Below are 26,264 nucleotides of genomic sequence, written 5' to 3'. Positions count from 1 at the left end.
TTGATGAAACAAATATGAAACGACTTTGACACAAATCGGTGTTCTAATCACCCTGCTTATATAAAAAGGGATAACTAATGAAGCACTTTATGAAACCAATTGTTACCGCGGTGGTAACCTCTACACTCTCATTCAACGTACTTTCAGCAGAAATCAAAAATGTCATTCTGATGATCGGCGACGGCATGGGACCTCAGCAAGTTGGCTTATTGGAAACCTACGCAAACCAAGCGCCAAATTCCATCTATAAAGGGAACAAAACGGCCATTTATCAACTTGCTCAAGAAGGGGTTATTGGTTCATCCCTGACTCACCCAGAAGATGCAATTGTAGTGGATTCTGCTTGTTCAGCCACCATGCTTGCAACGGGTATCTACAGTGGTTCAGAAGTGATTGGCATTGATTCCCAGGGCAATCATGTTGAGACGGTTCTAGAGAAAGCTAAAAAGGCAGGTAAAGCAACAGGACTCGTGTCCGATACGCGCTTAACTCACGCCACGCCTGCTGCATTTGCTGCGCACCAACCTCACCGTTCGCTAGAAAACCAAATTGCTAACGACATGCTAGAAACTGGTGTTGATGTAATGCTTTCGGGAGGGCTACGTCATTGGATCCCTAAATCGACCAACGACAAAGGTGAAACCTATAAGCAACTTGAAAAACTGACTCAAGGTGATGTTTACCTAAAATCAAAACGTAAAGACGACCGTAACCTGCTGACTGAAGCAGAGAAAGACGGCTACCAGCTGGCGTTTAATCGCAACATGCTAGACGATGCTAAGGGCGATAAACTACTTGGCCTATTCGCCTACTCAGGCATGGATGATGGTATCGCTTACAGCAATAAGAAAAAAAGTGGCGAACGAACTCAGCCAAGCCTGAAAGAGATGACACAAAAAGCGCTCAACATCCTATCCAAAGATGAAGACGGCTTTTTCCTAATGGTCGAGGGTGGCCAAATCGACTGGGCGGGACACAGTAACGATGCAGGCACGATGCTGCATGAACTGCTCAAGTTTGATGAAGCGATCCAAACGGTATATGAATGGGCAAAAGATCGTGAAGATACGATCGTAATTGTAACTGCAGACCACGAAACAGGATCTTTCGGTTTCAGCTACTCTTCTAACGACCTACCAAAACCACAGAAACGTTCTGGCGAAGCCTTCGCCGATCGCGAATATGCACCCAATTTTAACTTTGGCGCATTCGATATTCTTGATGGCCTATACAATCAGAAGCAAAGCTACTACGGCATGATCAGCGAATTTCAGAAGTTGGATAAGGCGCTGCAGACACCTGAAAAACTGGCTGAGATCGTCAACAAGAATAGTGAGTTCCCTATTACAGCTGAACAAGCGAAAAACGTATTAGCCAGTAAACCGAACCCATACCGATTGGCTCAACACAAATACTTGTCGGCAGAAGAAGTGCCTGCTATCAACGATTTCGATGCATTCTTCCCATATAACGACCGCGGTAATTTACTTGCCCGTGAACAAGCAACAAGTCAAAACATCGTTTGGGGTACAGGTACACATACTCACACACCAGTGAACGTGTTTGCTTGGGGCCCTGCTGAAAAGATATTGCCAGTTTCGAAAATCATGCACCACTCAGAACTGGGTGAGTACATTAAACAACAAGTAAACTAGCCTGAATCTTTTTTACTCGTTTGACTTAGCGCCCTACGGGGCGTTTTTTGTTTTAAGCCTTTAAGTTAAAGAATTAAGTAAGTTTTAAATTTAGGCGACGCCAAATAGCAAAACAGCCGCTCAAGAGCGACTGTTTTATAATACTTAGCGATTTGGATGGTTCAAGATGTGGTCTTCCCAATCGACAACATCGATTTCGTAGACCACTTTGTTACGAACGCTTTCACCAGCAGCGTGCATTTCTGATTTAGACCCTGTAATCAATGGGTGCCACTCAGGAATCTGCTTGGATTCTGATAACAGTCGGTAAGCACAAGTGTCTGGTAGCCAATGGAATTCATGAATCTTGTCACGAGTCAGCTTCAAACACTCTTCACCTGAAGTGAATCGGTTCGGGTAATCTTTACACGAACATGTTTTGTCGTTTAACCAGCTACACGCCACATTGGTGTAGTAAACTTCATCGCTATCTTCATCCATAAGTTTATGTAGGCAACACTTACCACAACCGTCACACAGTGATTCCCACTCGTTCTCGGTCATTTGCTCTAGTGTCTTTTCTTGCCAAAATGGAATCGTCATAGGATTACTTCTTACTCTTTTTACTGGGGTGCGTGTTATACCGCTAGCCGAATATAAGTTCAAGGATAAAATCAAGCTGACTCTCTTTCACTATGCGGTCGAACTTTCTAAGTCAGTGAGTATTTGAATTGCTTCACTTGTCGTCGTCCCACACACCCAGCTTTCTGCTTTAAAGTCGAAGCAGACCTGAGGCCTCTCTTTTTTACCAAATAATTTACATAAGTTATCAACCGTAAGCTGCTTGCAACGCTCACCAGACTTCTTTCCATGAGGATGAAGGGGGAATGAAGATGTAATACTAGGTGCGGTACAACAAGCACCACAATGAAGACGGCATTCCATAATTGGACCTTAAATAGAATCAAAGGGAAAGAAAAGGGAGCGATTCTATCCTAAAAATGAAATTTACCTAAGTGAAGTTATTTAATATGTACAAAAAAAGCACCTTATAAAAGGTGCTTCCAATTAATCAAAGGCAAATTCTACTTTAAAATATCATGCGGTTTTGAAGATGAAAATTGTGGTGTCATCTCCGCTAAGGCCGCTTTATAGCGAGTCGATGACAATAAATCTCTAGCATCTTTCACTGTGAATTTAGCCTTCTGTCCTTGATCAACAATAGGCCCAAGCGCCATAATATGTTGAGCGCTTGCTTTTAGCTTAGGAGAAGTAACAGAAACTGTTTTGTTATTCCCGTCTTTAAATGATGCAATCACTTTCTTTGTATGGCCAGGATCAACTTGGTCACAGTTTGTAATTGGTGGGTGCGTCATAACGCCTGTTGATGATAAAAGTTGAACTACTGGCTTACCTTCTGCTATCGCTTTGATTTGACAATAAGTTGGGCTTTCACCTATCAAATTGTTTGTATTGTTAAACATATACATAGTCCAGTCACCTGCACCACTACCTTGATCAGCTTTGTCGACATCAACGCGAGTCCAGCTATCTACCGCACCACTAAAGTCTTTTTTGACGACTAAATTTTGTGTGTCCGAAACGGCGTAAACTTTTTTACCTCCAATTTCGTATTGACCTACGTAATCTTGGTTAAACCAATTAAACCAACCTTTCGAATCAATATGCCTTCCACGGTAAGGGCCATCAAACTGGTGAAGACTTGAAAATTTAGTCTTCGTTATATGGACAGATTTACCGGTAGAGTCGAGATCTGTGACTTCATCTGTGATAAAAAACGGTTGTTCAGTAAAGCTAATTGATGTGTTCGGAGAAACACCTTTCGATGATGAGATATTGTAATCTCGGTAAGCGATGACATCGTAAGTGTCAACATCCGTACTATTGATTTGCGCCTTACCTTTTACTACCTTAACCGCTTCACCAATCCATTTTCCACCATGTTTATTAAAGTAGCCTAAACGAACTGTTTCATCACTAGAGGTTGCATCAACCTTATAGGTTAAGGTTTGGAAATAACCTTGACTGTATGAACGGAAGAATCGCAGTTCATCGCCTTTCTTCGCTAGTGCTAATGAAGCCTTTTCATACTTGTCCGCTGCACACTGTTCTCCGTTCTCCGCACTATATGCCAGAACAGTACCATTGCTATTGATGCGGCAAACATATTGACCAGATAAGGCTTTAGAGTTAACTCGGCTGAGCAAAGCAGTCGCGTCACTACTGCTTACGGAACTGTTTGTCGAGAATTCCCCCAATACAGTATTAAAAGGAACCAGTTGAGCTTGTGCAGCTGCAGGCAATTTAGCTACAGCATAGTCTAGAGCTATAAAGTCTACTTTTGCTTTTTGTAGACTTCCTGCCGCATAATTTACCAATTCACGAGCTTGAAAATAACCTTCTAGATTTGGCGACGCATAGACAGAAGTACCAAGAGTGGCAAGGATAATACCTATAGATAATTTCTTCAAAACTTGACTCCTACTACTTCGTTTTAAAATTGCTTGGAGACTCAAATCCTTTACCATCAACGGATAGGAATTTGTAGCCTTTCAATGTTTGAATATCGGCATCACTTACGCCTATGTCCGTATTCAGTTTCTGAGCGCTAGAACCACCGCTAGTGGCAGCGCTACCGCCACCGCCGTCACCACCTCCGCATGCAGTGAGTAATAATGTCGTTACTACTAAAATCGCTAACTTTTTCATGAATCGCAGGCTCCAATAAGAATTAATAATATCTTCAACCAGTTTTATTTATTGAACAACACAATAGATCGCACTTTAGTCAGTTTCTGGAGTTTGTCGTTAAACAGTTATGGCATTTCGTTTAAAAATCACAGCAATCTCCGTAGGGCGACTTGCTACACAAACACTCCCTTTCTTTTCCCCATATGCCTAATATTTCACAACTTTGATAAATCTAAACTATCTTATTGATACTGGTAAAGATTAATAAGGATCGTTATGAATAGGTATATTGCAGAAATGTTTGGTACGTTTTGGTTGGTGTTAGGTGGTTGTGGTAGTGCTGTCTTAGCCGCGGCTTTCCCTGATGTGGGAATTGGTCTACTCGGGGTTTCTCTCGCTTTCGGTTTAACCGTACTCACCATGGCTTTCGCTATTGGTCATATATCCGGTTGCCACCTTAATCCAGCGGTCACTATCGGACTTTGGAGCGGAGGCCGCTTTGATGCCAAAGATGTCGCACCTTATATTATTGCCCAAGTGATTGGCGGTATTATCGCAGGTGGCGTGTTATTTGTGATTGCTTCAGGCCAAGCTGGCTTTGACGCCGCGGCATCTGGCTTTGCTTCCAATGGTTACGGTGAACACTCGCCGGGCGGTTACTCGCTCACTGCGGCTCTGGTCTGTGAAGTGGTCATGACCATGGTGTTCCTGTTCGTGATCATGGGTGCGACTGATTCGAAAGCACCGGCTGGGTTTGCACCTATCGCAATTGGGCTTTGCTTGACCTTGATTCACCTTATCAGTATTCCGGTGACTAACACTTCTGTGAACCCGGCTCGAAGTACCGGTGTAGCTGTGTTTGTCGGTGATTGGGCTGTTTCGCAATTATGGCTGTTCTGGATTGCACCGATTATTGGTGCCGTGATTGGGGCTGCGATTTACAAAGCCGTGCGCGGCTCTGATTAATCGTTTGAAAGGTTTTAGAATAGACACGTTCAAGAACAAAGCTTTATCACAAAAGAAGAAAAAGCCGCTTGGTGATGGTTCACCAAGCGGCTTTTTTAGATCTTATGACGACCGAGTAACGAGTGCGAAAGCGTGGTGCCATCCACCAGCTCTAGCTCACCACCTACAGGAACACCATGGGCGATACGACTAGCGTTCACTTCATGGGCATTACATAGCTCAGCAATGTAATGTGCTGTCGCTTCCCCTTCTACTGTCGGGTTAGTCGCTAAAATAACTTCAGTGATATCACCACGACGTAAGCGGTAATCCAAGACATCAAGACCGATGTCACTTGGACCAATACCATCAAGTGGTGAAAGGTGGCCCATCAACACAAAGTAACGACCGGAATATTGACCCGTTGCTTCAATAGCTGCAATGTCGGCTGGGCTTTCTACTACACAAATTTGACCGTTATCCTGACGTTTAGGATTGGTACAAATGTGGCAGGTCTCTTCTTCAGTAAAAGTACGGCACTCATTACAATGACCAATTTCTGTCATTGCTTGGCTAAGAGCTTCAGCCAACTGCAGGCCGCCTTTTCTATCGCGCTGTAACAAATGAAAGGCCATACGCTGTGCCGACTTGGGGCCAACCCCAGGTAGACAACGTAAGGCCTCCATCAAATGCTCCAGCATATGACTGGTACGCATAGTTAACCGTTCTAATTTTCAAGCATTGGCCAGTTCAACACAAACCACTACTAGAATTAACCTTTAAGAATAAGTTACTTAGAAAGGCATCTTCATACCTGGTGGAAGTTGCATCCCACCAGTTACGCCAGCCATTTTCTCTTTTTGAGTTTCTTCAACACGACGAGCTGCATCGTTGAAAGCGGCTGCGATAAGATCTTCAAGCATCTCTTTATCGTCTTCCATTAGGCTTTCATCGATATCAACACGGCGAACGCTGTGGCTACCAGTGATCGTTACTTTTACAAGGCCAGCACCTGACTCACCTGTAACTTCCATATTAGCGATTTCTTCTTGAAGCTTTTGCATGCGTTCTTGCATTTGCTGGGCTTGCTTCATCATGTTGCCCATACCGCCTTTACCAAACATGTTATTACTCTCTGGTCTAATTGGTTTATTAAAATTAATTAAGCTATACGTGCTTAAATGGGGGCTAAAACAGTGTGATTCAACCCCTCGATGTTCAGTTCTCAGATTTGCTTATCTGGGATGATACGCAGGTCACTAAACGTGAAAAAGTTCTAGATAGGACGAACGCTGTCTCTGTCGAGTTCTGCAGCAAAACGTCTTTCAATAAACTGTACGTTGGCATCGTTTTCCAAAGCGGTAAACGCGTCTTTCAACTTACCTTGATACAATCTTTCTCGTAGTTCTAGTGGCGTTTCTCCACCATCGCCGATTTCAACACTCAAATAACACTCTTCTCCAAGCACAGTATTGAGAGACTGCAATAGCTCACTCTGCGCGCGATCCGTATTCAAGTGAGCTTGGCTCGCTCTTAACGTTAAAGTGATTGATGTGTCGTTTTTAGCAAACACTGAGTTCAATGCTAACTGTTCTACAAGCTTGGCTGTCTCTAGCTTTTGAATCGTGGCGGACCATTCATCTTGAGCAATCGACTCTTGAAGCAATTTATCGACCATTTCTGGTGTCTTAATATGCTCTAACGCACGCTTGATCTGAGTAGGTGTAAGCTCTTTGCTCACCTCTTTCACTACAGGTTTAGACGGTTTCCAGCGATAAGGTTCATTATCATTGGTTACCTTTTCTGCAGAAGAGGCGGATAAAGAAGCTGGCGACACCCGCTCAGAACCACCGTGTTGCTGAGCAACTCGATCAAGAACTGAAGTTTTAGCTGGTGTCGCTTTAGCCTTTTTTGGCGCCGAACCTTTGTTATCTGTTGCCGCCCCGCCCCTGCGTTGAGAACGCAATTGGTGGCGTAAACCACTCACTGGCGAAGTTGCGCGCGCTGGTTGCTCTTGCGAAACAGTAGGAGCAGAAGGTGCAGTACTTGGCTGTTGAACCGGACTCTGGCTCTGATAATTCGTTTGTTGCTGCTGAGGCTGCTCTGCACCGTAGCTTGGACGCTCATCATAAGCCGGTGGTGCATCATACTGGCTGTGCGGGTAATCCTGTTCTGGATAACCTTGGTTACCTGAGTGATCAGCGTAACCTTGCGAATCTGAATATTGGCTCTGATTCTGCGGCGGTTGCTGCTGTACCGGCTGTTGCGGTATAGCTTGCTGCTGAGGCGCCTGTTGTTGCATCGGAACGGGCTGTTGAACCTGTGCAGGCTGTCTCGGCTCTGGCGCAGGTTGATTCACAGGCTGAGCAACACTCTGAACCTGATTCTGATTCTGAGCAGAAGGAGCAAGAGCAGGTGCTGGGCTTGTCGACTGAGTCGAGATTACCGTAGCAACAGTTTGCTCAGCAGGTCTAAATGCCAGCATACGCAGAACCACCATCTCAATACCAACACGAGCGGTTGGCGATAATGGCAAGTCTTGACGACCTTTCAGCACTATCTGGTAGTAGAGCTGGATGTCTTGAGGGCTTAACGCTTTGCTCAGCAGTTCCAGCCTTTCAGCATCAGGCTGGGCCTTGTCTAAAGTAGACGGCAGAGCTTGATACATCGCCAAACGGTGTAATTGAGTCGCAAGTTGACTCAGCAATCCATCCCACTCAACACCATTTTCAGCAAGAGCTTGAATACAAGACATCGCTTGCTGAGGCTGTTTGCTGCTAATCGCTTCAAGTAGATGAATCGCTTGGTCTGTATCCAACGTTCCAAGCATATGAGCAACAGTGTCTGTCACTACATTGCCATTACCTAATGCGATAGCTTGGTCTGTTAGGCTCAGCGCGTCACGCATACTGCCATCAGCGGCATGAGCAATCATTCCAAGCGCACGAGATTCAGACGTCACATTTTCTTGTTCAAGAATATGATCGAGTTGCTCGTGGATATTATCAACGCTAATCGGCTTAAGATGGAATTGCAGACAACGCGACAATATAGTCACAGGAAGCTTTTGTGGATCCGTCGTTGCGAGCAAGAACTTCACATACTCAGGCGGCTCTTCTAAGGTCTTTAGAAGCGCGTTAAAGCTGTGCCTAGACAGCATGTGTACTTCATCGATTAGGTAAACCTTGAAGCGACCACGTGCAGGCTTGTACTGAACATTGTCCAGAAGCTCGCGGGTATCTTCTACCTTAGTACGTGAGGCAGCATCGATCTCGAGCAGGTCAACAAAACGACCTTCATCGATCTCTTTACAGGTTGCACACTCACCACAAGGGGTTGCAGTAATGCCTGTTTCACAGTTGAGTCCCTTAGCAAACAAACGGCCGATGGTCGTTTTACCGACACCTCTAGTACCGCTGAATAGGTAAGCGTGATGCAACCTATTTTGGCTAAGGGCATTCTCTAATGCTGTTAAAACATGGGCTTGACCAACCACTTCTTTAAATTTGGTTGGTCGCCATTTTCGCGCTAACGCAAGATAGCTCATGAATAATTCCGAAAAGGATTAGTGACCGTCGAATTCGCAGATGCTAAACACTTCTAGACCTAAGCCTTGTAAGCGCTTGTCACCACCGATTTCTGGAAGGTTAATAACAAATGCAGCGTGTTCTACCACACCACCAAGCTGACGAATCAGCTTTGTTGTCGCTTCAATCGTACCGCCTGTTGCTAGCAAATCATCAACCATCAGCACTTTATCGCCTTCAACGATAGCATCGGTATGGATTTCTAGCGTATCAGTGCCGTACTCAAGCTCATAAGATTGTGCCACAGTTTGACGAGGCAACTTGCCCGGTTTACGAACAGGGATGAAGCCGACACCTAGCTCAAGAGCAAGAGGTGCACCAAATAGGAAACCACGAGCTTCAGTACCAACGATCTTAGTAAAGCCCATGTCCTTATATGTGTCCACTAACAGGTCGATTGTCGCTTTGTAAGCGGCAGGATCTTCCATCAAGCTTGTTACGTCACGGAACAAAATACCCGCTTTAGGGTAATCAGGAATGCTTTTGATGCTTGCTTTGATCAGAGAGATTTTTTCTGTGTTCATAATCTTATGCACTTCATTAGGCCGCTTTCCAAACTCTCGTCAACGAATCAAACATCAACGCTCGGAATTAAGGAAAGGTACGATTGGTATTCATTGCAACGAGAGTCATAACTCTGATTGCTGAAATAATAAACGCCCGCTATACAAGCAGGCACACTGGCTTAATGGTAGTGATTTTCTTTGCTGTCAGCAACCAACTCATGGGTTGGAAGTCGCATAAACCATGTGAGAAGAATAACAAGTACACAAATTAGGAAAGCCTTGACCCAAATGATCGGGGCAATGTAGATCGATAACGCAAAACTTAACAAGATAAAAAACACGCCACGCGTTTTAACTTGTTTGGTGACAGCGCCGTGTTGATACCAATTGTTCAATAAGGGACCGAGCTTTTTATGCTCATGCATCCATTTATGTACCTTGGGGTTGCTTCGCATGAAACATGCACTGGCAAGAAGGAGAAAAGGCGTAGTTGGCAGTACGGGTAAAGCTATCCCTAAAACTGCAAGAAATATACAAAGGCCACCAGCAATATTGAGGCTTAAAACTCGAACGCTAATTGTGGCCTCCTTGAGTTAGCTATCACCAATCGGCGACGATAACTTAACTAGAATGTTGCGTAACCATTGAATACACGGATCAACGTAAGTGTTGCTGGTAATAATGGAATCGCTAAAAATGCGGCTAAAAATCCTAAAAAGTAGAATACATTAAACGGGTCTTGAAAGTCTTTGTTATCTGCCATGATTGCTTCTTGTTTTTGTTAGTAAAGGTAAGTATCTGGCGAACCAAACCCGCTTTGCTAAATCGACATTTAACAAAAAAGGCATAGCCACACCATTTGCGCAACTATACCTTAATCAATTATTCACAAAAACCGAGGAAATATAGGGTTAATCGGTGGACCCTTGGTGTATGTCTAAACTAAAACTGGCCGATCCAAGCAGGCTCAATGATAGCTGGCAGCCTTGTTCAATCGGAAGATCCCGTGTAATGAAGTTCTTCTTACAGTTCTCACCCAAGCGCTCGCCCGCCGCAATATGTTGATTCAATTCGCCATTCGACCATTGTCCATCTAAACCCGCAGGTAAAATAGAGATGGTTCCCACAGCAAGGTCAGCAACACCAAACAAAGCATTAACCGGGGTTGAACATTTAGAGCAACGAATCCCCTTCTCCAAAATCTCCGCGATATCTTTGAGATCAACGTTAAAATCTTTTCTATTTCTGATGTAATCGTGGAATAACGCTCTCACCAACAATGTGGCCGCTGAGCCGCCGTTATCAGAAGACGACGAGTCGACAAGGTAGAAAGCAAACTGCCCATTCATCATCCATGCATAGTCGAACACAAGTGGCATCATCTCTGTTGATTGTAGTAGGCGGTAACTGCAACGCCATGAGCCTTGTCGTGTGTCTTTGTCAGGAAGCAGCGCGTGCAATAAGTCTCTTGCCGCACTAGGGTTATCTTGCAAGTGATTTAGGTGCCAATGCAGCTCTTGGTCTTCAGGGATCTCTCCCCCGTCATCAACGCAAAACCATTGGCTCGAAAAATCTCGTAGGTCTGAGATGTTATCGAACGAATCGGTCAAAGTATTCGCAATCGCACTTCCTAAGTGACCATGGTCCTCCAGAGGTTTAACTAAAAAGTCTTTGATACCAAATCGCAATGCTTTCGCTACATCAGACATATCATCCGTGCCAGACACAACGATCATAGGCAGAGACGGATACTCTAAACTGAGCTCTTCTACAAGTTCTATGCCATCCAGAATAGGCATTGATAAGTCACACACAATTAAATCTGGCGCTGAATCTCTAAGCTTTTGCAGAGCGTCCAGTCCATTTTCAGCCTCAACCACTTTATAACCAATCTTGTCTAAATACGCGCTGGTTATCCGGCGAAAAATAGGATCATCATCAACCAACATAACGCACTTTTGATTGAGAACTTCCTGAGCCGAGGTCATAACTGGCTGACTGTGAGTTTTGTACATAATCTCTAACCTCACAAAACTAAGTCGAATTATTATTGTTATCTGTTCTAAGAACTAATATAAAACTTAGTAACAAATTGCTAAATACACAAATGCGCACTCTTTACTGGTAATTCGTGACAAGGGTTGGAATACTGGTAAATAGTGCAACGAGTTGACTTAACGCAAACATTGATCTCAGTATTACGTATAAATTAGCTGAGATTGTAAACAAATGTGTCTGGATTTATGAAATTAGATGATTTAAACCTCTTTCGACTCGTCGTTGAAAATGGGAGCTACACCGCAACATCGCGCAAGACAATGATTCCGGTTGCGACCATTACACGACGCATCCAAGCCTTAGAAGATTCACTAAACCTAAGGCTTCTCAATAGACACGCGCGTAAACTATCTTTAACAGAGGCAGGCGAACGTTTCTTCAACGAATGCTCTCCGTTACTGCAACGTCTCTCTTCAACTGCAGAAGAGCTGACTGACGAGTGCAAAGGGGCTTCAGGCAAGATTCGCATTACGGCACCTTCAAACCTGACCCAACGCATGATGATGCCGATGTTCAGCGACTTTATGACTCAATACCCAGATATCAATATTGAGTTGATGATGAACAACCAAACCGATCAGCTTGATCCGACCGAGTGGGACGTCATTTTCAGAGTTGGTCCTCAGCGTGATTCAAGCTTAATCGCAAGAAAGATCAGTGAAGTAAAAGATATTCTTATCGCAAGCCCTGACTACTTGGCGAAGCACCCTGCTCCAAGCCATGCTGAAGAGTTAGCAAACCACTCGCTACTCAAAGGCTACCCATTGATTAAGTGGCAGCTGAGTAATTCGAATGACGAGACGGTAGTAAATAGCGAACAGGGTCGATTCAACGCCAACGCACTCAATGTAGTAAAACAAGCCTGTGCTGAAGGCCTAGGTATTACTCTAATGCCTGACGTGATGATCCGTGAATACATAGAAGATGGCAGCTTTGTACAAGTCTTAGAAGATTGGAGCGCTAACCCTCGTGATATTTACATGCTTTATAATCACAAGGACCACCTGCCAGAGAAAGTTAGGCTGTTTATTGATTTTGTGATCGCGTATCACATTCATTAAGGTCAATCCTCTTCTCCGAAAACAAAAAAACCAGAGCCGATGCTCTGGTTTTTTATTACTTAGGTCTTTATTACTAACAAAACATGTATAACGAGTAAAAAGTTAAGCACCTTCGTTATGTAACTCTAAGTTAGCTAGGTCTTGTTGGATCTCGCGCTCAACTTTTGAATCGTCATTACGTAAAGAATCTAAGAAATCTAGGTACGCTTGGTCGATATCGCCCGTTACATACTCGCCGTTAAATACGGATGTATCAAAACGAGAGATGTCTTGGTTACCCATACCTACTGCAGAAATCAGGTCTGGTAACGTTTGGAAAATCAACGCGTCTGCACCAATCTGCTTACAAATCGTTTCGTTATCACGACCATGAGCAATAAGCTCAGTTGCGCTTGGCATATCGATGCCGTAAACGTTCGGGAAACGAACCTCAGGAGCAGCAGAAACCATGAAGACCTTGCTTGCGCCAGAATCACGAGCCATCTCAATGATCTGCTCTGATGTTGTGCCGCGAACGATAGAGTCATCAACCAATAGAACGTTCTTACCTTTAAACTCAGAACGGATTGCGTTGAGCTTACGGCGAACCGACTTCTTACGTTGTTGCTGACCAGGCATGATGAACGTGCGGCCAACATAACGGTTTTTCACAAAACCTTGACGATATGGTTTATCAATCGCTTGAGCTATTCGTAGCGCAATATCGTTCGACGTTTCAGGAATTGGAATAACCACGTCAATGTCTAAGTCTGCGTACTCTTCTTTAATACGCTTACCTAGCATCTCACCCATCTCAACGCGTGCGCTGTAAACCGAAATTTTATCGATGAATGAATCCGGGCGTGCAAAGTATACAAACTCAAAAATACATGGGTTTAATTGTGGGTTGTCTGCACATTGTTTAGTGAAAAGCTCACCTTCGAATGTTGCGTAGATAGCTTCACCCGGGGCAACATCGCGCATAAAATCAAAACCAACAGCGTCTAACGCTACTGACTCAGACGCAACCATGTACTCTGTTTTACCGTTAATTTCACGCTTACCAAGACACAATGGGCGAATACCATGTGGGTCACGGAATGCAATCATACCGTGGCCGATGATCATCGCTGTCACTGCGTAAGCACCACGAATAGTACGATGCACGTTTGCAACCGCGCGGAATACATCTTCTGAAGTCACATTGCCTTTAACAGTATCGATCTCATGAGCCAATACGTTCAGTAGAACTTCAGAATCAGAAGTTGTGTTGACATGACGACGGTCTTTTTCGAACAACTTCTCACGAACTTCACTCGCATTCGTTAGGTTACCGTTGTGCGCCAACGTGATGCCAAATGGAGAGTTTACGTAGAAAGGTTGAGCTTCAGAAGCACTCGAACTTCCCGCTGTCGGATAACGAACATGACCAATACCCACGTTACCTTGGAGGCGTTGCATGTGTTTTGCTTCAAAAACATCTTTAACTAAACCGTTCGCCTTACGCAGACGGAAACGATTGCTTTCTATGGTACAAATACCAGCGGCATCTTGGCCACGATGCTGCAATACCGTTAAAGCGTCATAAATAGACTGGTTTACAGGTGTTGAACCCACGATTCCAACAATACCACACATGTCCTAATCCTCGATTTTCGACATTAACTGGCGCTAAAGCGCGCCAGATAAGAAACTAGATGTTGCTTGTAAATGCTCGAAGAACGGCGCAATGATTCGACTAAATTCCGGAACCAATTGCGAATTCTTCCACCACTCAGAACTTGGGAATGCAGTAAACGCATCCATGAAAAACAACACTGCAGAAACAATCAAAACACCACGTAGACCGCCAAAGACGACACCGAGGATTCTGTCTGTACCCGACAGGCCTGTTTTCTGAACTAGCTGACCGATGACATAGTTAACTAAGGCACCAACAACTAACGTTGCAACAAACAATGCTGCTATCGCCGTTCCGTTTCGAAACATCTCATCTTCGATATTGGTGAAGTACATGGCTAATTTAGCGTAGTACTGGCTAGCAATAAAAAATGCTCCAAACCAAATAACAAGTGACAAGGCTTCTTTAGCGAAACCGCGAACTAAACTGATCACGGCAGAGAAGCCGATCACGCCTAAAATGACAAAATCTAACCAATTCATGAATTCTTCATCTTAAGTTGGCGCGCATTTTAACAGAAAAAATGCTGACGCAAACGTTTTCTTATGGATTTAACGGTTTAAATTTGAGCAATTGGCCTTTTGAACCCGTAATTTTTTCTAATTCCTTAATTTGTCGCTCAAGTTTGGATTTAGAAACATCCGGGCCAATAATTACTCGCGTAAACGTTTTTTCTTGCTTGGTATGAGCCTGATAACCACGCTTCTGTAAATCCTTAACAACGTTTTTTGCGTTGTCAGCATTCTTTAAAGCCATCAATTGAATAATCCAAGCACTGTCTTGGTATTCATTTTTTTCGGGTACCGGCTTAACCACCACTGCCACTTTATCCGCTTCTTTGTTACTGGAAGCCGACGCAGTTTGCGTGTTTGAATTATCAGTGCGACCACTTTCAACCACCTGCTCAACCGGAGAATCCGGCAACGCAATCTGATCTTCAACAGGGTCTAGTACTTCAAACACTTCAACATTACTATCAAGCTCAGGCTTAATCGGAATGCTTGCAAACTCTTCTTTATAGTGGAGCTTCTTACCATCCAGCACATCAGGCAATACAATCACGCCAATGGCCACTAAAATGATGGTGCCGACTAATCGGCTTTGGAATTTACTTGCCATTTAGTTTCCTTTTTTCTGCCAATGCTCCAACACTTCACCCACGGTATGGAAAGAACCGACAACCAACACAACATCGTCACCTTTAACAGAAGTTAAAGCCGCTTCAAACGCTATTACAGGGTTTGAATACTGCTCTACGCCTTGAGGTAAGCTTTGACACAATTCAGCGGCTGTTGCGGCTCGTGGGCCGTTCAGCGAAGCTGGGTACCAATGTGTTGTTATTGGTGCTAATACTTCCAATGTCGCGGGGATATCTTTGTCATGAAGCATGGCGACTACAACGTGTAAATTTTTGCCTGCATACTTCTTCGCGACTTGCTGCGCAAAGTACTCAGCAGAATGCGGGTTGTGTGCTACATCAAGCACAATCACCGGTTGTTCGCTAATTTGCTGCATACGCCCAGGAAGCTGCGCATTTTTCATCCCGTTAACAACGTTCACATCACTAATGCTTAGATCTGAAGTGCCTAATGCCATCAATGCAGTTGCTGCGTTCGGCAGTGGTAAGCTTGGAATAGGTAGCGATTCTAATTGGAATGCACCGCTGCGCCAGTTCCAAGTATCGCTGTCTACATCATAAGTGTATTGAATACCTACTTGATAGAACTCAGCCTTAATATCGTCAGCGTGTGCTGCAACTGTAGCCGGTGGTTTAGGTTGACCACAGATAGCCGGTTTACCGCTACGATAAATGCCCGCTTTTTCAAAACCGATCACATTAATGTCATCACCTAGCCAGTCAACATGGTCGACAGCCAAGCTAGTAATCACAGAAACGTCATGTTCAACGATATTGGTCGCGTCTAAACGTCCGCCTAGACCCACTTCTAACAGAACAACGTCTACCGCTTCAGTTTGAAACGCGCGTAACGCCGCTAAAGTGCCATATTCAAAAAAGCTAAGGCTGATTTCACCACGCTCTTTTTCAATGAAATCGAAAGACTGAACCATTTTTTCATCAGACAGATCTTTGCCATTGATACGAACACGTTCGTTATAGCGAATTAAGTGTGGGGAGCTGTAAACACCAACTGAGTAACCAGCGTCCAATAGAATGGCTTCCATGAGTGCACATGTTGAGCCCTTGCCGTTGGTTCCAGCAACAGTGATAACATGTTGAGCAGGTTTGGTGAGGTTTGCCTTAGAGGCGACGGCCTGAACTCGGTCTAATCCAAGATCAATAGCGCTTGTGTGGATGTTTGATAAATAATCAAGCCACATCTCCAAAGAGGATGTGGCTTGAGGAATAGGTTGTTGACTCATCTAACTCATAACCATAATTAAGTTGGTTTGTTAGAAGGTACTTTACCCTTTTTCTGGCGCTTCTGGTACTTCATAAGTAGCTTCATTCGGTGAATCGTTCACAGAAACTACTAATGGTGAAGGCTGATTGGTCATTTTAGCAACAAGGCTTGCAACGCGCTGACGCATCTCACGGCGGTCAACGATCATGTCGATAGCACCGTGGTCTAGTAGGAACTCACTGCGTTGGAAACCTTCAGGAAGGTCTTCACGTACCGTTTGTTCGATTACACGACGTCCAGCAAAACCGATAAGCGCTTTTGGTTCGCCGATGTTGATATCACCAAGCATTGCCAAACTTGCAGAAACACCACCCATTGTTGGGTCAGTCATTACTGAAACAAACGGTAGGCCTTTCGCAGATAAACGCTCTAGAGCAGCACTGGTTTTTGCCATTTGCATGAGAGACATCAATGCCTCTTGCATACGAGCACCACCACTTGCCGAGAAACAAACTAAACCGCAGTTGTTCTCAATAGCCGCATCTACCGCTTTCACAAAACGAGCACCTACAACAGAACCCATTGAGCCGCCCATGAATGAAAATTCAAACGCACACGCTACGATAGGTAAACCAAGCAGTTCACCTTTCATTGCAACTAATGCATCTGTTTCACCACTGTTCTTCTGAGCAGTAGAGATACGTTCTTTGTAACGCTTAGAATCTTTAAACTTCAGTTTGTCTTGTGGCTCAAGATCCGTACCTAGTTCAACACGCTCGCCTTTGTCTAGGAATGTATCCAGACGACGGCGTGCTTTCATACGCATGTGATGGTCACATTTCGGACACACTTCTAGGTTACGCTCTAGTTCAGCATGGTAAAGAACCTGCTCACAAGAAGTACACTTAGTCCAAACACCCTCAGGGATAGACGCTTTACGAGATGTTACGATGTTGCTTTTTTCTAAAATCTTTTCAAGCCAACTCATGGAAGACCTTTTTGTTTCGATTCCTCCGCTTGATTGCGAAAGAAATAAATTTGGGAATTATGCAGGGAATTAAACCACATAAAACAACGACTGTAGATAAAAAACTGGTTGTACCTATTTTCTGTGACTATTTTACGCACGAAACCGTAATAGTTTTTGAACCTAAGTCTCACATTTAGTTCAAATTATCGGGCAGAAATAGAGGACCAATAGGCTCTCTTGGTAATTCAAAATGTTCAGGATAATCAACATCCACCAGGTATAAGCCTTCCGCTTTCGCTGTCGCGCCGGCCACTTTTCGATCTTTAGCCTCTAAAAGCCACTGAATCCACTCTGGTTTTTGCTCACCTTTGCCTACCGCAATTAGGCTACCCGTAATATTCCTCACCATATGGTGAACAAACGCATTCGCTTTAATATCGATCACAATGTAGTGTCCATGACGAGTCACGTTTAAGTGAATCATATTTCTCCATGGGCTACGAGATTGACAATGTGTTGCCCTGAACGAAGTAAAGTCATTCTCACCAAGTAAGTACTGACCCGCCTCATGCATCTTCTTCTCATCAAGGTGACCATGGTAATGGCTCACACCCGAATTCAAGATGCCAGGACGTAGTGCATGGTTAAAGATAATGTAGCGATAACGGCGTGCTGTTGCAGAAAAGCGAGCATGGAAATCCTCATTCACTTCTGTTGCCCAACGAACGGCAATATCTTTTGGCATGTTGGCATTTGCGCCCATTGTCCATGCCACCATTTTACGATCAACATTAGTTTCAAAGTGAACGACTTGTCCCGTACCGTGAACACCGGCATCTGTACGACCAGCGCACATAACTTCTACAGGGTGATTCGCGACAACTGAAAGAGCCTTTTCCAATTCTTCTTGGACACTTTTCACGTCTCGTTGGCGCTGCCAACCAAAGTAGTGGGTACCGTTATATTCAATACCTAAAGCAATTTTCATGTTTTTGTTCTCTTTGAAAATGGGCGAGAAGTATATACGGAAATGAGTTTTAGCCCAAATAGGAAGGGGCTAAAACTGTAATAAACAATCACTACCACCCTAGACTATGATTTAAAAAACGAAATAAAACAGTGGCTCTTGGGTGCGCCCAAAAAATAAAGGGTAGCCAACGCTACCCTTTATGATTTTTTAAATTTATCGACCGTTTAACGTATCGATGAGGTTCTTAGCCTCTCGGCGAATATCATCGCTTCCGTCAACGATCGCCTCTTCTAGAAGCTTAATCGCACCTTGCGAGTCACTCATCTCAATGTATATTTTCGCCAAATCAAGCTTACCAGCGGCTTCTGCATTGCTGTCGACATCATAATTACCTATGTCACCAATAACATCAGGGAACTCGTTTAGGCCAACATCCAGCTTCAACTCTTCGTCATCTGGATTAATAGCGTCTTCACCTTCTTGCTCAACTTGAGCCATCAATTCATCAATCGTCATGTATTGCTTATCACGACCGTTGTCTGACTCGGTTAGATTCTCTTGTTGACCCCAATTCTCTTGTTTGATTTTCGGTTCGGCTTGCTGCTCTGCTGAAGCCCAAATCGCCTGTTGATCATCAGGCACATCATTATGCATGCTTGATTGCTGTTCGGGATCTAGGTTAAAGCCTTTCCAGTCTTCGCCACCCACTTCAAGCATGGCATCAATATCTAGCCCTGCACTATCAATTGATGTTGCATCCAGTGGCTTATCGAACATGTTGTCGACAGAGTCTTGAACATCTTCAGAAAGCAACTCAGCCAATGCTGTCTCATCAAAATCTTCAAAACCTTCTAATAGCTCGTCTTGAACCGCCATAGGCGTTGAGTTTGGCTCTGAAGCCGCGCTCAGTGATTCTTTTGACTGTGTAAAATCAGCCGGTTCAGCGTCTTCTGTATCCGAGAAATCGTCTGCGTGACTAAAGCTTTGCGGGTTTGAGAACAAATCATGCAGCGCATCTTGCTCTTCACCTTGTGGGCTGAAAGAAGTCAGTGGCGTTGGCTTCTCAGCAAACGCGTCAGAGATCGCTTCGTCTTCACCGTATTCTGGTAAATCAAACTCATCGAGCTCTACACCTTGCTCTTCCGCTACAGGCTCGGCACTGCTTTGTTCGATGTCATCTAAGACTGAATCCGCTTTTGCGCTCTCTTCATCGTATTCAGGTAGGTCAAGGTCATCAAACTCAAACTTTTCGGTCTCTGGTGCAAGATCTTGTTCTAACTGAGCTTCATCCGGTTCGCTAACCGCTTCCGCTAACGCATCTTCTTCATCAAACTCTGGAAGCTCTAAATCATCAAACGAGAACTCTTCTTCGCTGTCTCGCGTCGCAGCTTCAACTTGCGGTGCCGTTTCTGCTTGAGGTTCAGAATCTAACAGAGGTTCAACAACCGGTGCTACTGGCTCTGGGGCTACTCCTGCGTCGGCTTCTGCCAACGCATCTTCTTCGCCAAACTCTGGAAGCTCAAAATCATCAATCGAGAACTCGTCTTCGCCGTCTTGCGTCGTAGCTTCAACTTGTGGTGCCGTTTCTGCATGAGGCTCAGCGTCTAGTTGAGAACCAACAGCAGAAGCAACTGGTTCTGATATTCCTTCGACATCGGCTTCAGCATCCGCTTCCACTAACGCATCTTCTTCACCAAACTCTGGAAGTTCGAAGTCATCAAACGAGAACTCTTCTTCGCTATCTTGCTCTACCGCTTCAGCTTGTTCCGTTGCTTCTACTTGAGGTTCGGTTTCAACTTGTGGTGTAGCTTCAACTTGCGGTTCATTGTCTAACTGAGGTTCAGTATCTAACTGAGACTCAACAGCAGGAACCACAGGCTCTTCCGCTACTTCATCAACTTGTGCCAATGTTTCTTGTTGAGCAGTCTCGTCTTCAATCAGCCAATCATCGTCTTCTGGCACGCCAAATTCATTCGCAATGATCTCTGGCATATTTGCAGCACGAACTGGCTCTGGCTCTGGCTCTGGCTCTGGCTCTGGCTCTGGCTCTGGCTCTGGCTCTGGCTCTGGCAAGGATTCAACGACATCTTCAAACTGATCGCTACCTTGGATTTTCGGTTCAAAGTCAAAATCAGAGGCAACATTCGCAGGCGACTCTACATCATCGATAGCTTCGGCTAACCAGTCTTCAACCGTCTCTTCATCATCTTCAGAGATATCATTTAAAGGCGATGGCGATACTTGCTCTTCAGCTTCTTCTTGAACCTGCTCATCATAAGTTGGCGCTTCAAAGTCAGAGTTCTCAGAAAGCAATGAGTCGATATCCAGAGCATCATCTTCAACCGATGGTACTATTTCTTCCTCTGATACTAGTTCTTCCGCTGATACTTCGTTGCTGTCTGAAAGAGACGCTTGCTCTGGTTCAACCGTATTTTCAATTGATGGTTCAACAGGCTCTTCTGTCGTTGGCAACAAATCATTGCCATCAGACGTCATTAACTCATCAATCAACGCTTCGTCTGTTGTTTCTAACGAGTCATCAAGCAAAGCATCCGTTGCTGGTGCGACACCGAACAAATCATCGATAAAGTCATCACGATTAAAGGCTTCATCATTTTCTGGCTTAACGTCAGCATTGTCTTGAATCAGTTCCGAATCTAACGATTCATCAGTGACGACTTCTGGTTGTGGAGCTTCACTAATGTCCGACGCTTGCTCAGGCTCAACTTCAGGTGTTTCTGAGGTTAACGGAGTCAGCTCAACGTCTGAGTTCTTTTCAGGCTCATCGCTGGCGTTGTCAAAACCAAAGGCTTCGTCTAACTCTTTATCAAACGCCTTCTCTTCAGGTTCGAGCTCGTCTTCAATGCCACTTGTCAGTAGATCATCAAATGGGTCTAAAGATTCTGAATCTTGTTCATCGGTTTCATTTACTGATAGATCATTACCTAGCAGTTCATCTAACGTCTCATCACCTTCGACGGTAAGTTGAGCATCATTGGCGTCATCGTCTAGAAAATCATCTAGTAGATCTGTGCTCTCGGCATCGAGTTCAAAATCATCATCAGAATCATCAATCAACTCATCCAAGGTTTCAGTACTGTCTTCCGAAATATCTAGCTCATCATCGGTCGACAAACCTGAGAGTTCTTCGAGCTCAGATAATGAGTCAAAACCTAGAGGATCACTCTCAGAGTCATCATCCGATTCATCTTTCAACATATCGTCTAGAAGATCGGTTGAATTACTGAGATCAACATCATCCCCTGCCAATTGCTCATCGAGCAGATCGACACTGCCTTGAGTTTCGGCTGGCAGATCAAACTGGGAAAGGATGTTATCGATATCATCATCAGACGCCAAAGCGCTGTTTAGATTCTCAGCAACCTCATCATTATCGAGACTTAGAGGCTCGTTGACTTGATCGTTCTGAGCCGCAACCTGAGCAAAGATGTCATCAATATCATCTTCTACACTAGGAGCCGAAGGTTGTGACGTCTGCTGCTCTGAGATCAACGAATCGATATCAAACTCATCGTTGCTCACATCCGCAGGCGTAGTATCGCTCTGTTGCTCAGAGATAAGCGCATCAATGTCAAAATCATCGGTTGCTGATGTGTCGGTATTTGAAATCGAATCACTTTGCTCTTCTGAGATTAAAGCATCAATATCGAAGCTGTCATCATCTTCATCATCAAGCGCAAATAGATCGTCTAATAGAGATTGGTCTAGTTCGTTAGAGCCTAGATCTTCAGTCTCAGACTCCTGTGATAGTAGCGATTCAATATCTTCATTCGACATTGAGTTATCATCTGAAAGATCAAAGTCGGCCTCATCAGAATCGAGTTCGCTTCCTGATGTTTTATCAAGTGCGCGCTCCATCTCTTCAAGACCAAGCGCCTTATCATCGCCATTAACACTAATGCCGTTGCTGCTGTCTAACTCCAGATCATCGAAGTTAGTGTCTAAATCACCATTTTCGCCAATACTCGCAAATGGGTCATCATCGTCATCATCGAGATTAAAATCGAGATCAGAATCATCTAAACCTGCAAATACATCTTCTTCAGGCGATGCTTGGTCATCAAACAACTTGTCGGTATCATCTTCACTGCCAAATTGTTCATCGTCTAAAGACAACTCATTATCAAAGTCGTCCATCTCGTCGCCTAAAGCGATAGGCGCGACGCTACTTGCATCTGATTGAGTTGATTGGTCTTGTGTTTGCTGCTCATTATTTTTAGAGCGACGCCCCAACAAGATCACTATGATAAGGCCAAGTAGAAGACCAGGAATAACCGCCAGAGCAGTAACTAACCAACCATTTGATAACAATTGGTCCATGGCACTTGGGGCCATTTTTGCAATCTCGGCATTCTTTCTACGTTCTTCATCAAGCAGCTTTTCCACTTCGCTACGAATGCGATCTTCATCACTAAGCTCTGTTTTTAGCTCGTCCACTTCCAATTGAACATTCGACAGCATCAAACGAAGTTGATGGTTTTTCTCTTCAAGTGACAATAGCTCAGTTTCTGAAAGCTCAAGCTGTTTCTCTAACTTGTTCATCTCTTGAGTAGGAGCTGATTTAGCTAGAGAAGGCGACAATGACTTTTTAGCTGGAGTAACTTGCTTTGCAGGAGCAACATTGTTTGAGCTTGCGTCAGGACGGCTTGACGCTTGCGCTGTTTTTGGCTTTGACGCTGCAGGTTTAGTCACAGGAGCATCTAGCTTAGCAAGGTGCGCATTCATGATATTAACGGCTTGCTGCGTCGAGCTTGCTCGTGCTTGCTCTAAAGAAGGCACACGTAAATTACTGGCAGGCAGCAAGCTGTGGATATTCTGGTTTTCAAACGCTTGTGGATTTAGACGATAAATAGCCAACAAGGTTTGCTGAACTGAAACGGAATTATCAGGGCGTAACTTTGAGGCAATTGACCACAATGTTTCCGAGCCCAGAGTTGGGCCGTAAAAACGAGAGGGCCCAGCACGATTCAATTGCGCTCTTTGAAGAGGTTCGGAAAACGTAGGCGCTGATTGTATCTGGCCATTAGGCCCGACAACTCGAATGGAATCTGCACGAACAACGGAAATCTGAGTCGCAATGATAACGGCAAAAGGCATTAACCACGGCTTGAAAATTTGAAACATAAAAGGCTCAGCTAGGTGCTTAAATTCGAATAAATTGATGAACTGTTAAATATATCGGATAAACGACGTAAAGCTATAGAGATGAAAACAAAAAATGTGTTGCAGCGACAATATTCGCAGCAATTTCACACAATTTGACTAACAATATTTTCAATCGATTAAAAAAGCCCCACTAATAGAGTGAGGCTTGTTTATCAAAGCGGTGAAGCTTAGAAGTAATCGCGAATCAGAACTTCAGCAATTTGCACTGCGTTTGTCGCTGCGCCTTTACGAACGTTATCCGCAACCACCCACATATTCACACCGCTGTGATGGCTGATGTCGTTACGAATACGACCAACCATTACGTGGTCTTTACCACCCGCATCACGAACCTGAGTTGGGAAATCTAAAGCTTGGAATACTTCAACACCTTCCGTATTTTCTAGAAGCTGAACCACTTGATCTGCACCAATTGGCGCGCGAGTTTCAATGTGTAGAGACTCAGCGTGACCGTAGAATACTGGTACACGAACACAAGTTGGGTTCACAGTGATTGAAGAGTCTGCAAAGATTTTCTGAGTTTCCCAAACCATCTTCATTTCTTCACGAGTGTAACCGTTCTCTGTAAATTCATCGATTTGCGGAATACAGTTGAACGCGATCTGCTGTGAAAACGCTGACTTGTCTGCTGGCATGCCGTTAAGAAGCTTCGCCGTTTGACCTGCTAGCTCATCGATACCCGGCTTACCTGCACCAGATACAGATTGGTAAGTTGAAACGTTAATACGCTCTAGACCCACTTCATCGTGAATTGGTTTTAGCGCTACTACCATCTGAATAGTAGAACAGTTCGGATTCGAGATGATGTTACGGTTACGGAACTCAGCAATTGCTTCAGGGTTCACTTCAGGCACAACCAGAGGAACATCGTATTCGTAACGGAAGCGTGATGTGTTATCGATAACAACAACACCTTCGTCAGCCGCAATTGGAGCCCAACGCTCTGAAAGCTCGCTACCTGCAGAGAAAAACGCAATATGTACTTGAGACCAATCGAAGTCTTCTACGTTTTGTACTTGTATTGTTTTGCCGTTAAAACGGGAAGTTTTGCCTTCACTACGTTCACTTGCTAGTAAGTGCATTTCACCGACAGGGAATTTACGCTCTTTAAGTACTTCAAGAATGGTTTCACCAACCGCACCAGTCGCACCTAAAATAGCAATATTAAATTCTTGGCTCATTGTTTCTCTCTTTTATAAAGTTGGCTTTACCATAAAACCGAGTTTAGATAACGGCGTTAAATTGCAAGATTCGTCGCCCGTTAACTCGACTGCACTGTACTCTCTACGGTCCCAATATTCTTTACGCATCTTGTCAAAAGAACCCGGCGTAGCGATATTGCGACGGAATAAGGCGTCGTCTTTGCGCACATCATAGATCAACTGAGTCAAATTGTGCAGTGTTGCTTCATCCCAAGCTCTATCTAATTTCATTTGAGGCACAGGGGCTGTCGGCAATAAGTCGCTTGCATAAGCACGCTGTTCAGTACCTAAAAACTCACAATAACTGTTGAAGATCATCGTGGTACCACGTGCTTTACCTTCTAAACCGTAGCCCGCTACGTGAGGCGTTGCAAAAGCGAGCAGCGGAAGAAGTTCAAAGTCGACTTCAGGTTCAAACTCAAATACATCAAGAACAGCAGTAAAGCCGTCAGCTTTTTGTAAGCGAGCTTTTAGCGCTTGGTTATCAACCACAGGACCACGAGCCGCATTAATCAGAATGTGATCAGCACGTAAGTTGTTCAGCACTTGCTCATTGATCAAATGATGGGTTGGGAACTCACCTGTCTTAGTGATAGGTGTATGCAATGTAATAACGTCTGATTGCTCAAGCAGGGTCTCTAGCTCAGTAAATTCGCGAGTATCACCCTCTTGTTGTTTTAGAGGATCGTTCAGCAATACTTTAATACCAATACCTTCAAGGCATTCCGCTAAATAACTGCCTACTTGGCCACAGCCGATAATACCGACCGTTTTTTCGAATACAGAGAAACCTTGCTGCTGAGCCAGCACCATCATCGCGCTGAATGCATACTCAGCCACACCCACCTTGTTACAGCCCGGTGCAGCAGTGAAGAAAATGCCACGCTCTTTCATCAATTCTTGGTCGACATGATCCATACCTGCCGTCGCTGTGCCGACAAACTTCAGCTTGTTGGCTTTGCTGATCAATGACTCGTTCACCTTGGTGACAGAGCGAATCATCAAAGCGTCTACGTCAACTAGGTCGTCAGCAGTTAATGTGCGACCAGACTTCATTGTCACTTCCCCTAGCTGGCTAAAAAGCGCTTCAGCATAAGGCATATTTTCGTCGATTAAGATTTTCATTTGGCGAGTACTTTTGTTGGGGTCTATCGACCTAAATGTGAATTGAAATGATTGTGCAAAATTCCACACACGGTGTCGAGTAGCAAATGGAATACATTATAAATAAAGGGTTGAATCGCCTAGCCTGCACAAGTAAGAACAGCAATAAGAACGACTACCTGAAATTAAAAAACTAAAGTCAGAAGACTAAAACGAAAAATGCCCGATTGAATAAACAATCGGGCAAACATCCAGAACAAAAGGATCCTATCTCGCTCTCCAGGAGACAGAGTCTTGCGTCTGTT

The 26,264-nt window shown here is 44.3% G+C and carries 23 protein-coding genes; 3 read left to right on the top strand and 20 right to left on the bottom strand.

Annotated elements, in window-relative coordinates:
* Nucleotides 1-77: 77 nt before the first annotated feature.
* The gene (locus OCV44_RS04700; RefSeq protein WP_139685391.1) at nt 78-1,655 is read left to right on the top strand and encodes an alkaline phosphatase; all 1,578 of its coding nucleotides are present in this window, start codon (nt 78-80) and stop codon (nt 1,653-1,655) included.
* A gap of 144 nt (nt 1,656-1,799) precedes the next feature.
* Here the strand turns inward: OCV44_RS04700 and OCV44_RS04695 are convergent, their stop codons facing one another.
* From OCV44_RS04695 to OCV44_RS04680, 4 genes are all read right to left on the bottom strand, one after another.
* Entirely contained in the window at nt 1,800-2,237 is a 438-nt protein-coding gene (locus tag OCV44_RS04695; protein ID WP_139685392.1) for a YcgN family cysteine cluster protein, read from the bottom strand.
* A 90-nt stretch (nt 2,238-2,327) separates the two neighbouring features.
* Complete coding sequence (locus OCV44_RS04690) at nt 2,328-2,579, bottom strand: YkgJ family cysteine cluster protein (RefSeq protein WP_139685393.1); 252 nt, start codon at nt 2,577-2,579, stop codon at nt 2,328-2,330.
* A 140-nt stretch (nt 2,580-2,719) separates the two neighbouring features.
* Nucleotides 2,720-4,126: a porin gene (locus OCV44_RS04685; protein WP_139685394.1), complete on the bottom strand. Its 1,407-nt coding sequence runs from the start codon at nt 4,124-4,126 to the stop codon at nt 2,720-2,722.
* 13 nt (nt 4,127-4,139) lie between these two features.
* On the bottom strand, nt 4,140-4,364 hold the full coding sequence (locus OCV44_RS04680; RefSeq protein WP_139685395.1) for a hypothetical protein: 225 nt from the start codon (nt 4,362-4,364) through the stop codon (nt 4,140-4,142).
* A gap of 258 nt (nt 4,365-4,622) precedes the next feature.
* Between OCV44_RS04680 and aqpZ the strand changes: the two genes are divergently transcribed.
* On the top strand, nt 4,623-5,312 hold the full coding sequence (gene aqpZ / locus OCV44_RS04675; RefSeq protein ID WP_086049016.1) for an aquaporin Z: 690 nt from the start codon (nt 4,623-4,625) through the stop codon (nt 5,310-5,312).
* A gap of 95 nt (nt 5,313-5,407) precedes the next feature.
* Here aqpZ and recR read toward each other — a convergent pair whose 3' ends face one another.
* The 7 genes from recR to OCV44_RS04640 all read right to left on the bottom strand — a co-directional run bounded on the left by recR (nt 5,408) and on the right by OCV44_RS04640 (nt 11,399).
* Nucleotides 5,408-6,007 carry a recombination mediator RecR gene (recR, locus tag OCV44_RS04670; protein ID WP_004734155.1) on the bottom strand — a complete coding sequence of 200 codons (600 nt, stop codon included), beginning with the start codon at nt 6,005-6,007 and terminating at the stop codon, nt 5,408-5,410.
* Nucleotides 6,008-6,085: 78 nt separating this feature from the next.
* A complete protein-coding gene (locus OCV44_RS04665) occupies nt 6,086-6,415 on the bottom strand; it encodes a YbaB/EbfC family nucleoid-associated protein (protein ID WP_009848672.1) in 330 nt (109 codons plus the stop codon).
* Between the two features lie 152 nt (nt 6,416-6,567).
* Complete coding sequence (dnaX, locus tag OCV44_RS04660; RefSeq protein WP_139685396.1) at nt 6,568-8,838, bottom strand: DNA polymerase III subunit gamma/tau; 2,271 nt, start codon at nt 8,836-8,838, stop codon at nt 6,568-6,570.
* An 18-nt stretch (nt 8,839-8,856) separates the two neighbouring features.
* The gene (gene apt, locus OCV44_RS04655) at nt 8,857-9,402 is read right to left on the bottom strand and encodes an adenine phosphoribosyltransferase (RefSeq protein WP_139685397.1); all 546 of its coding nucleotides are present in this window, start codon (nt 9,400-9,402) and stop codon (nt 8,857-8,859) included.
* A gap of 161 nt (nt 9,403-9,563) precedes the next feature.
* On the bottom strand, nt 9,564-9,935 hold the full coding sequence (locus tag OCV44_RS04650) for a YbaN family protein (RefSeq protein WP_139685403.1): 372 nt from the start codon (nt 9,933-9,935) through the stop codon (nt 9,564-9,566).
* Nucleotides 9,936-10,009: 74 nt separating this feature from the next.
* Nucleotides 10,010-10,147 carry a hypothetical protein gene (locus OCV44_RS04645; RefSeq protein WP_004734169.1) on the bottom strand — a complete coding sequence of 46 codons (138 nt, stop codon included), beginning with the start codon at nt 10,145-10,147 and terminating at the stop codon, nt 10,010-10,012.
* 148 nt (nt 10,148-10,295) lie between these two features.
* A complete protein-coding gene (locus OCV44_RS04640; protein WP_139685398.1) occupies nt 10,296-11,399 on the bottom strand; it encodes a response regulator in 1,104 nt (367 codons plus the stop codon).
* A gap of 228 nt (nt 11,400-11,627) precedes the next feature.
* On the opposite strand from OCV44_RS04640, the gene OCV44_RS04635 reads away from it, so the two are divergent.
* Entirely contained in the window at nt 11,628-12,503 is an 876-nt protein-coding gene (locus OCV44_RS04635; protein WP_086049011.1) for a LysR family transcriptional regulator, read from the top strand.
* 102 nt (nt 12,504-12,605) lie between these two features.
* Here OCV44_RS04635 and purF read toward each other — a convergent pair whose 3' ends face one another.
* The 9 genes from purF to OCV44_RS04590 all read right to left on the bottom strand — a co-directional run bounded on the left by purF (nt 12,606) and on the right by OCV44_RS04590 (nt 25,980).
* On the bottom strand, nt 12,606-14,120 hold the full coding sequence (purF, locus tag OCV44_RS04630) for an amidophosphoribosyltransferase (protein ID WP_086049010.1): 1,515 nt from the start codon (nt 14,118-14,120) through the stop codon (nt 12,606-12,608).
* A gap of 33 nt (nt 14,121-14,153) precedes the next feature.
* Entirely contained in the window at nt 14,154-14,645 is a 492-nt protein-coding gene (locus OCV44_RS04625; protein WP_009848678.1) for a CvpA family protein, read from the bottom strand.
* Nucleotides 14,646-14,706: 61 nt separating this feature from the next.
* Nucleotides 14,707-15,282 (bottom strand): SPOR domain-containing protein, encoded by a 576-nt coding sequence (locus OCV44_RS04620; RefSeq protein WP_012603487.1) that lies wholly within the window; start codon nt 15,280-15,282, stop codon nt 14,707-14,709.
* On the bottom strand, nt 15,283-16,545 hold the full coding sequence (gene folC / locus OCV44_RS04615) for a bifunctional tetrahydrofolate synthase/dihydrofolate synthase (RefSeq protein ID WP_139685399.1): 1,263 nt from the start codon (nt 16,543-16,545) through the stop codon (nt 15,283-15,285). It abuts the gene before it with no gap.
* A gap of 42 nt (nt 16,546-16,587) precedes the next feature.
* The gene (gene accD / locus OCV44_RS04610; RefSeq protein ID WP_139685400.1) at nt 16,588-17,514 is read right to left on the bottom strand and encodes an acetyl-CoA carboxylase, carboxyltransferase subunit beta; all 927 of its coding nucleotides are present in this window, start codon (nt 17,512-17,514) and stop codon (nt 16,588-16,590) included.
* Nucleotides 17,515-17,689: 175 nt separating this feature from the next.
* Complete coding sequence (truA, locus tag OCV44_RS04605; protein WP_004734161.1) at nt 17,690-18,484, bottom strand: tRNA pseudouridine(38-40) synthase TruA; 795 nt, start codon at nt 18,482-18,484, stop codon at nt 17,690-17,692.
* 195 nt (nt 18,485-18,679) lie between these two features.
* Complete coding sequence (locus OCV44_RS04600) at nt 18,680-23,611, bottom strand: FimV/HubP family polar landmark protein (protein ID WP_261900929.1); 4,932 nt, start codon at nt 23,609-23,611, stop codon at nt 18,680-18,682.
* A gap of 209 nt (nt 23,612-23,820) precedes the next feature.
* Complete coding sequence (locus OCV44_RS04595) at nt 23,821-24,834, bottom strand: aspartate-semialdehyde dehydrogenase (RefSeq protein ID WP_139685569.1); 1,014 nt, start codon at nt 24,832-24,834, stop codon at nt 23,821-23,823.
* A 12-nt stretch (nt 24,835-24,846) separates the two neighbouring features.
* Nucleotides 24,847-25,980 (bottom strand): 4-phosphoerythronate dehydrogenase, encoded by a 1,134-nt coding sequence (locus tag OCV44_RS04590; RefSeq protein WP_139685570.1) that lies wholly within the window; start codon nt 25,978-25,980, stop codon nt 24,847-24,849.
* Nucleotides 25,981-26,264: the final 284 nt, after the last annotated feature.

It is taken from the genome of Vibrio tasmaniensis (assembly GCF_024347635.1).
In the GTDB taxonomy this organism is placed as follows: Bacteria; Pseudomonadota; Gammaproteobacteria; order Enterobacterales; family Vibrionaceae; genus Vibrio; species Vibrio tasmaniensis.
The sequence above is the reverse complement of the archived record's forward strand: the minus strand, read 5'-3'. Positions and strand labels throughout refer to the sequence as shown.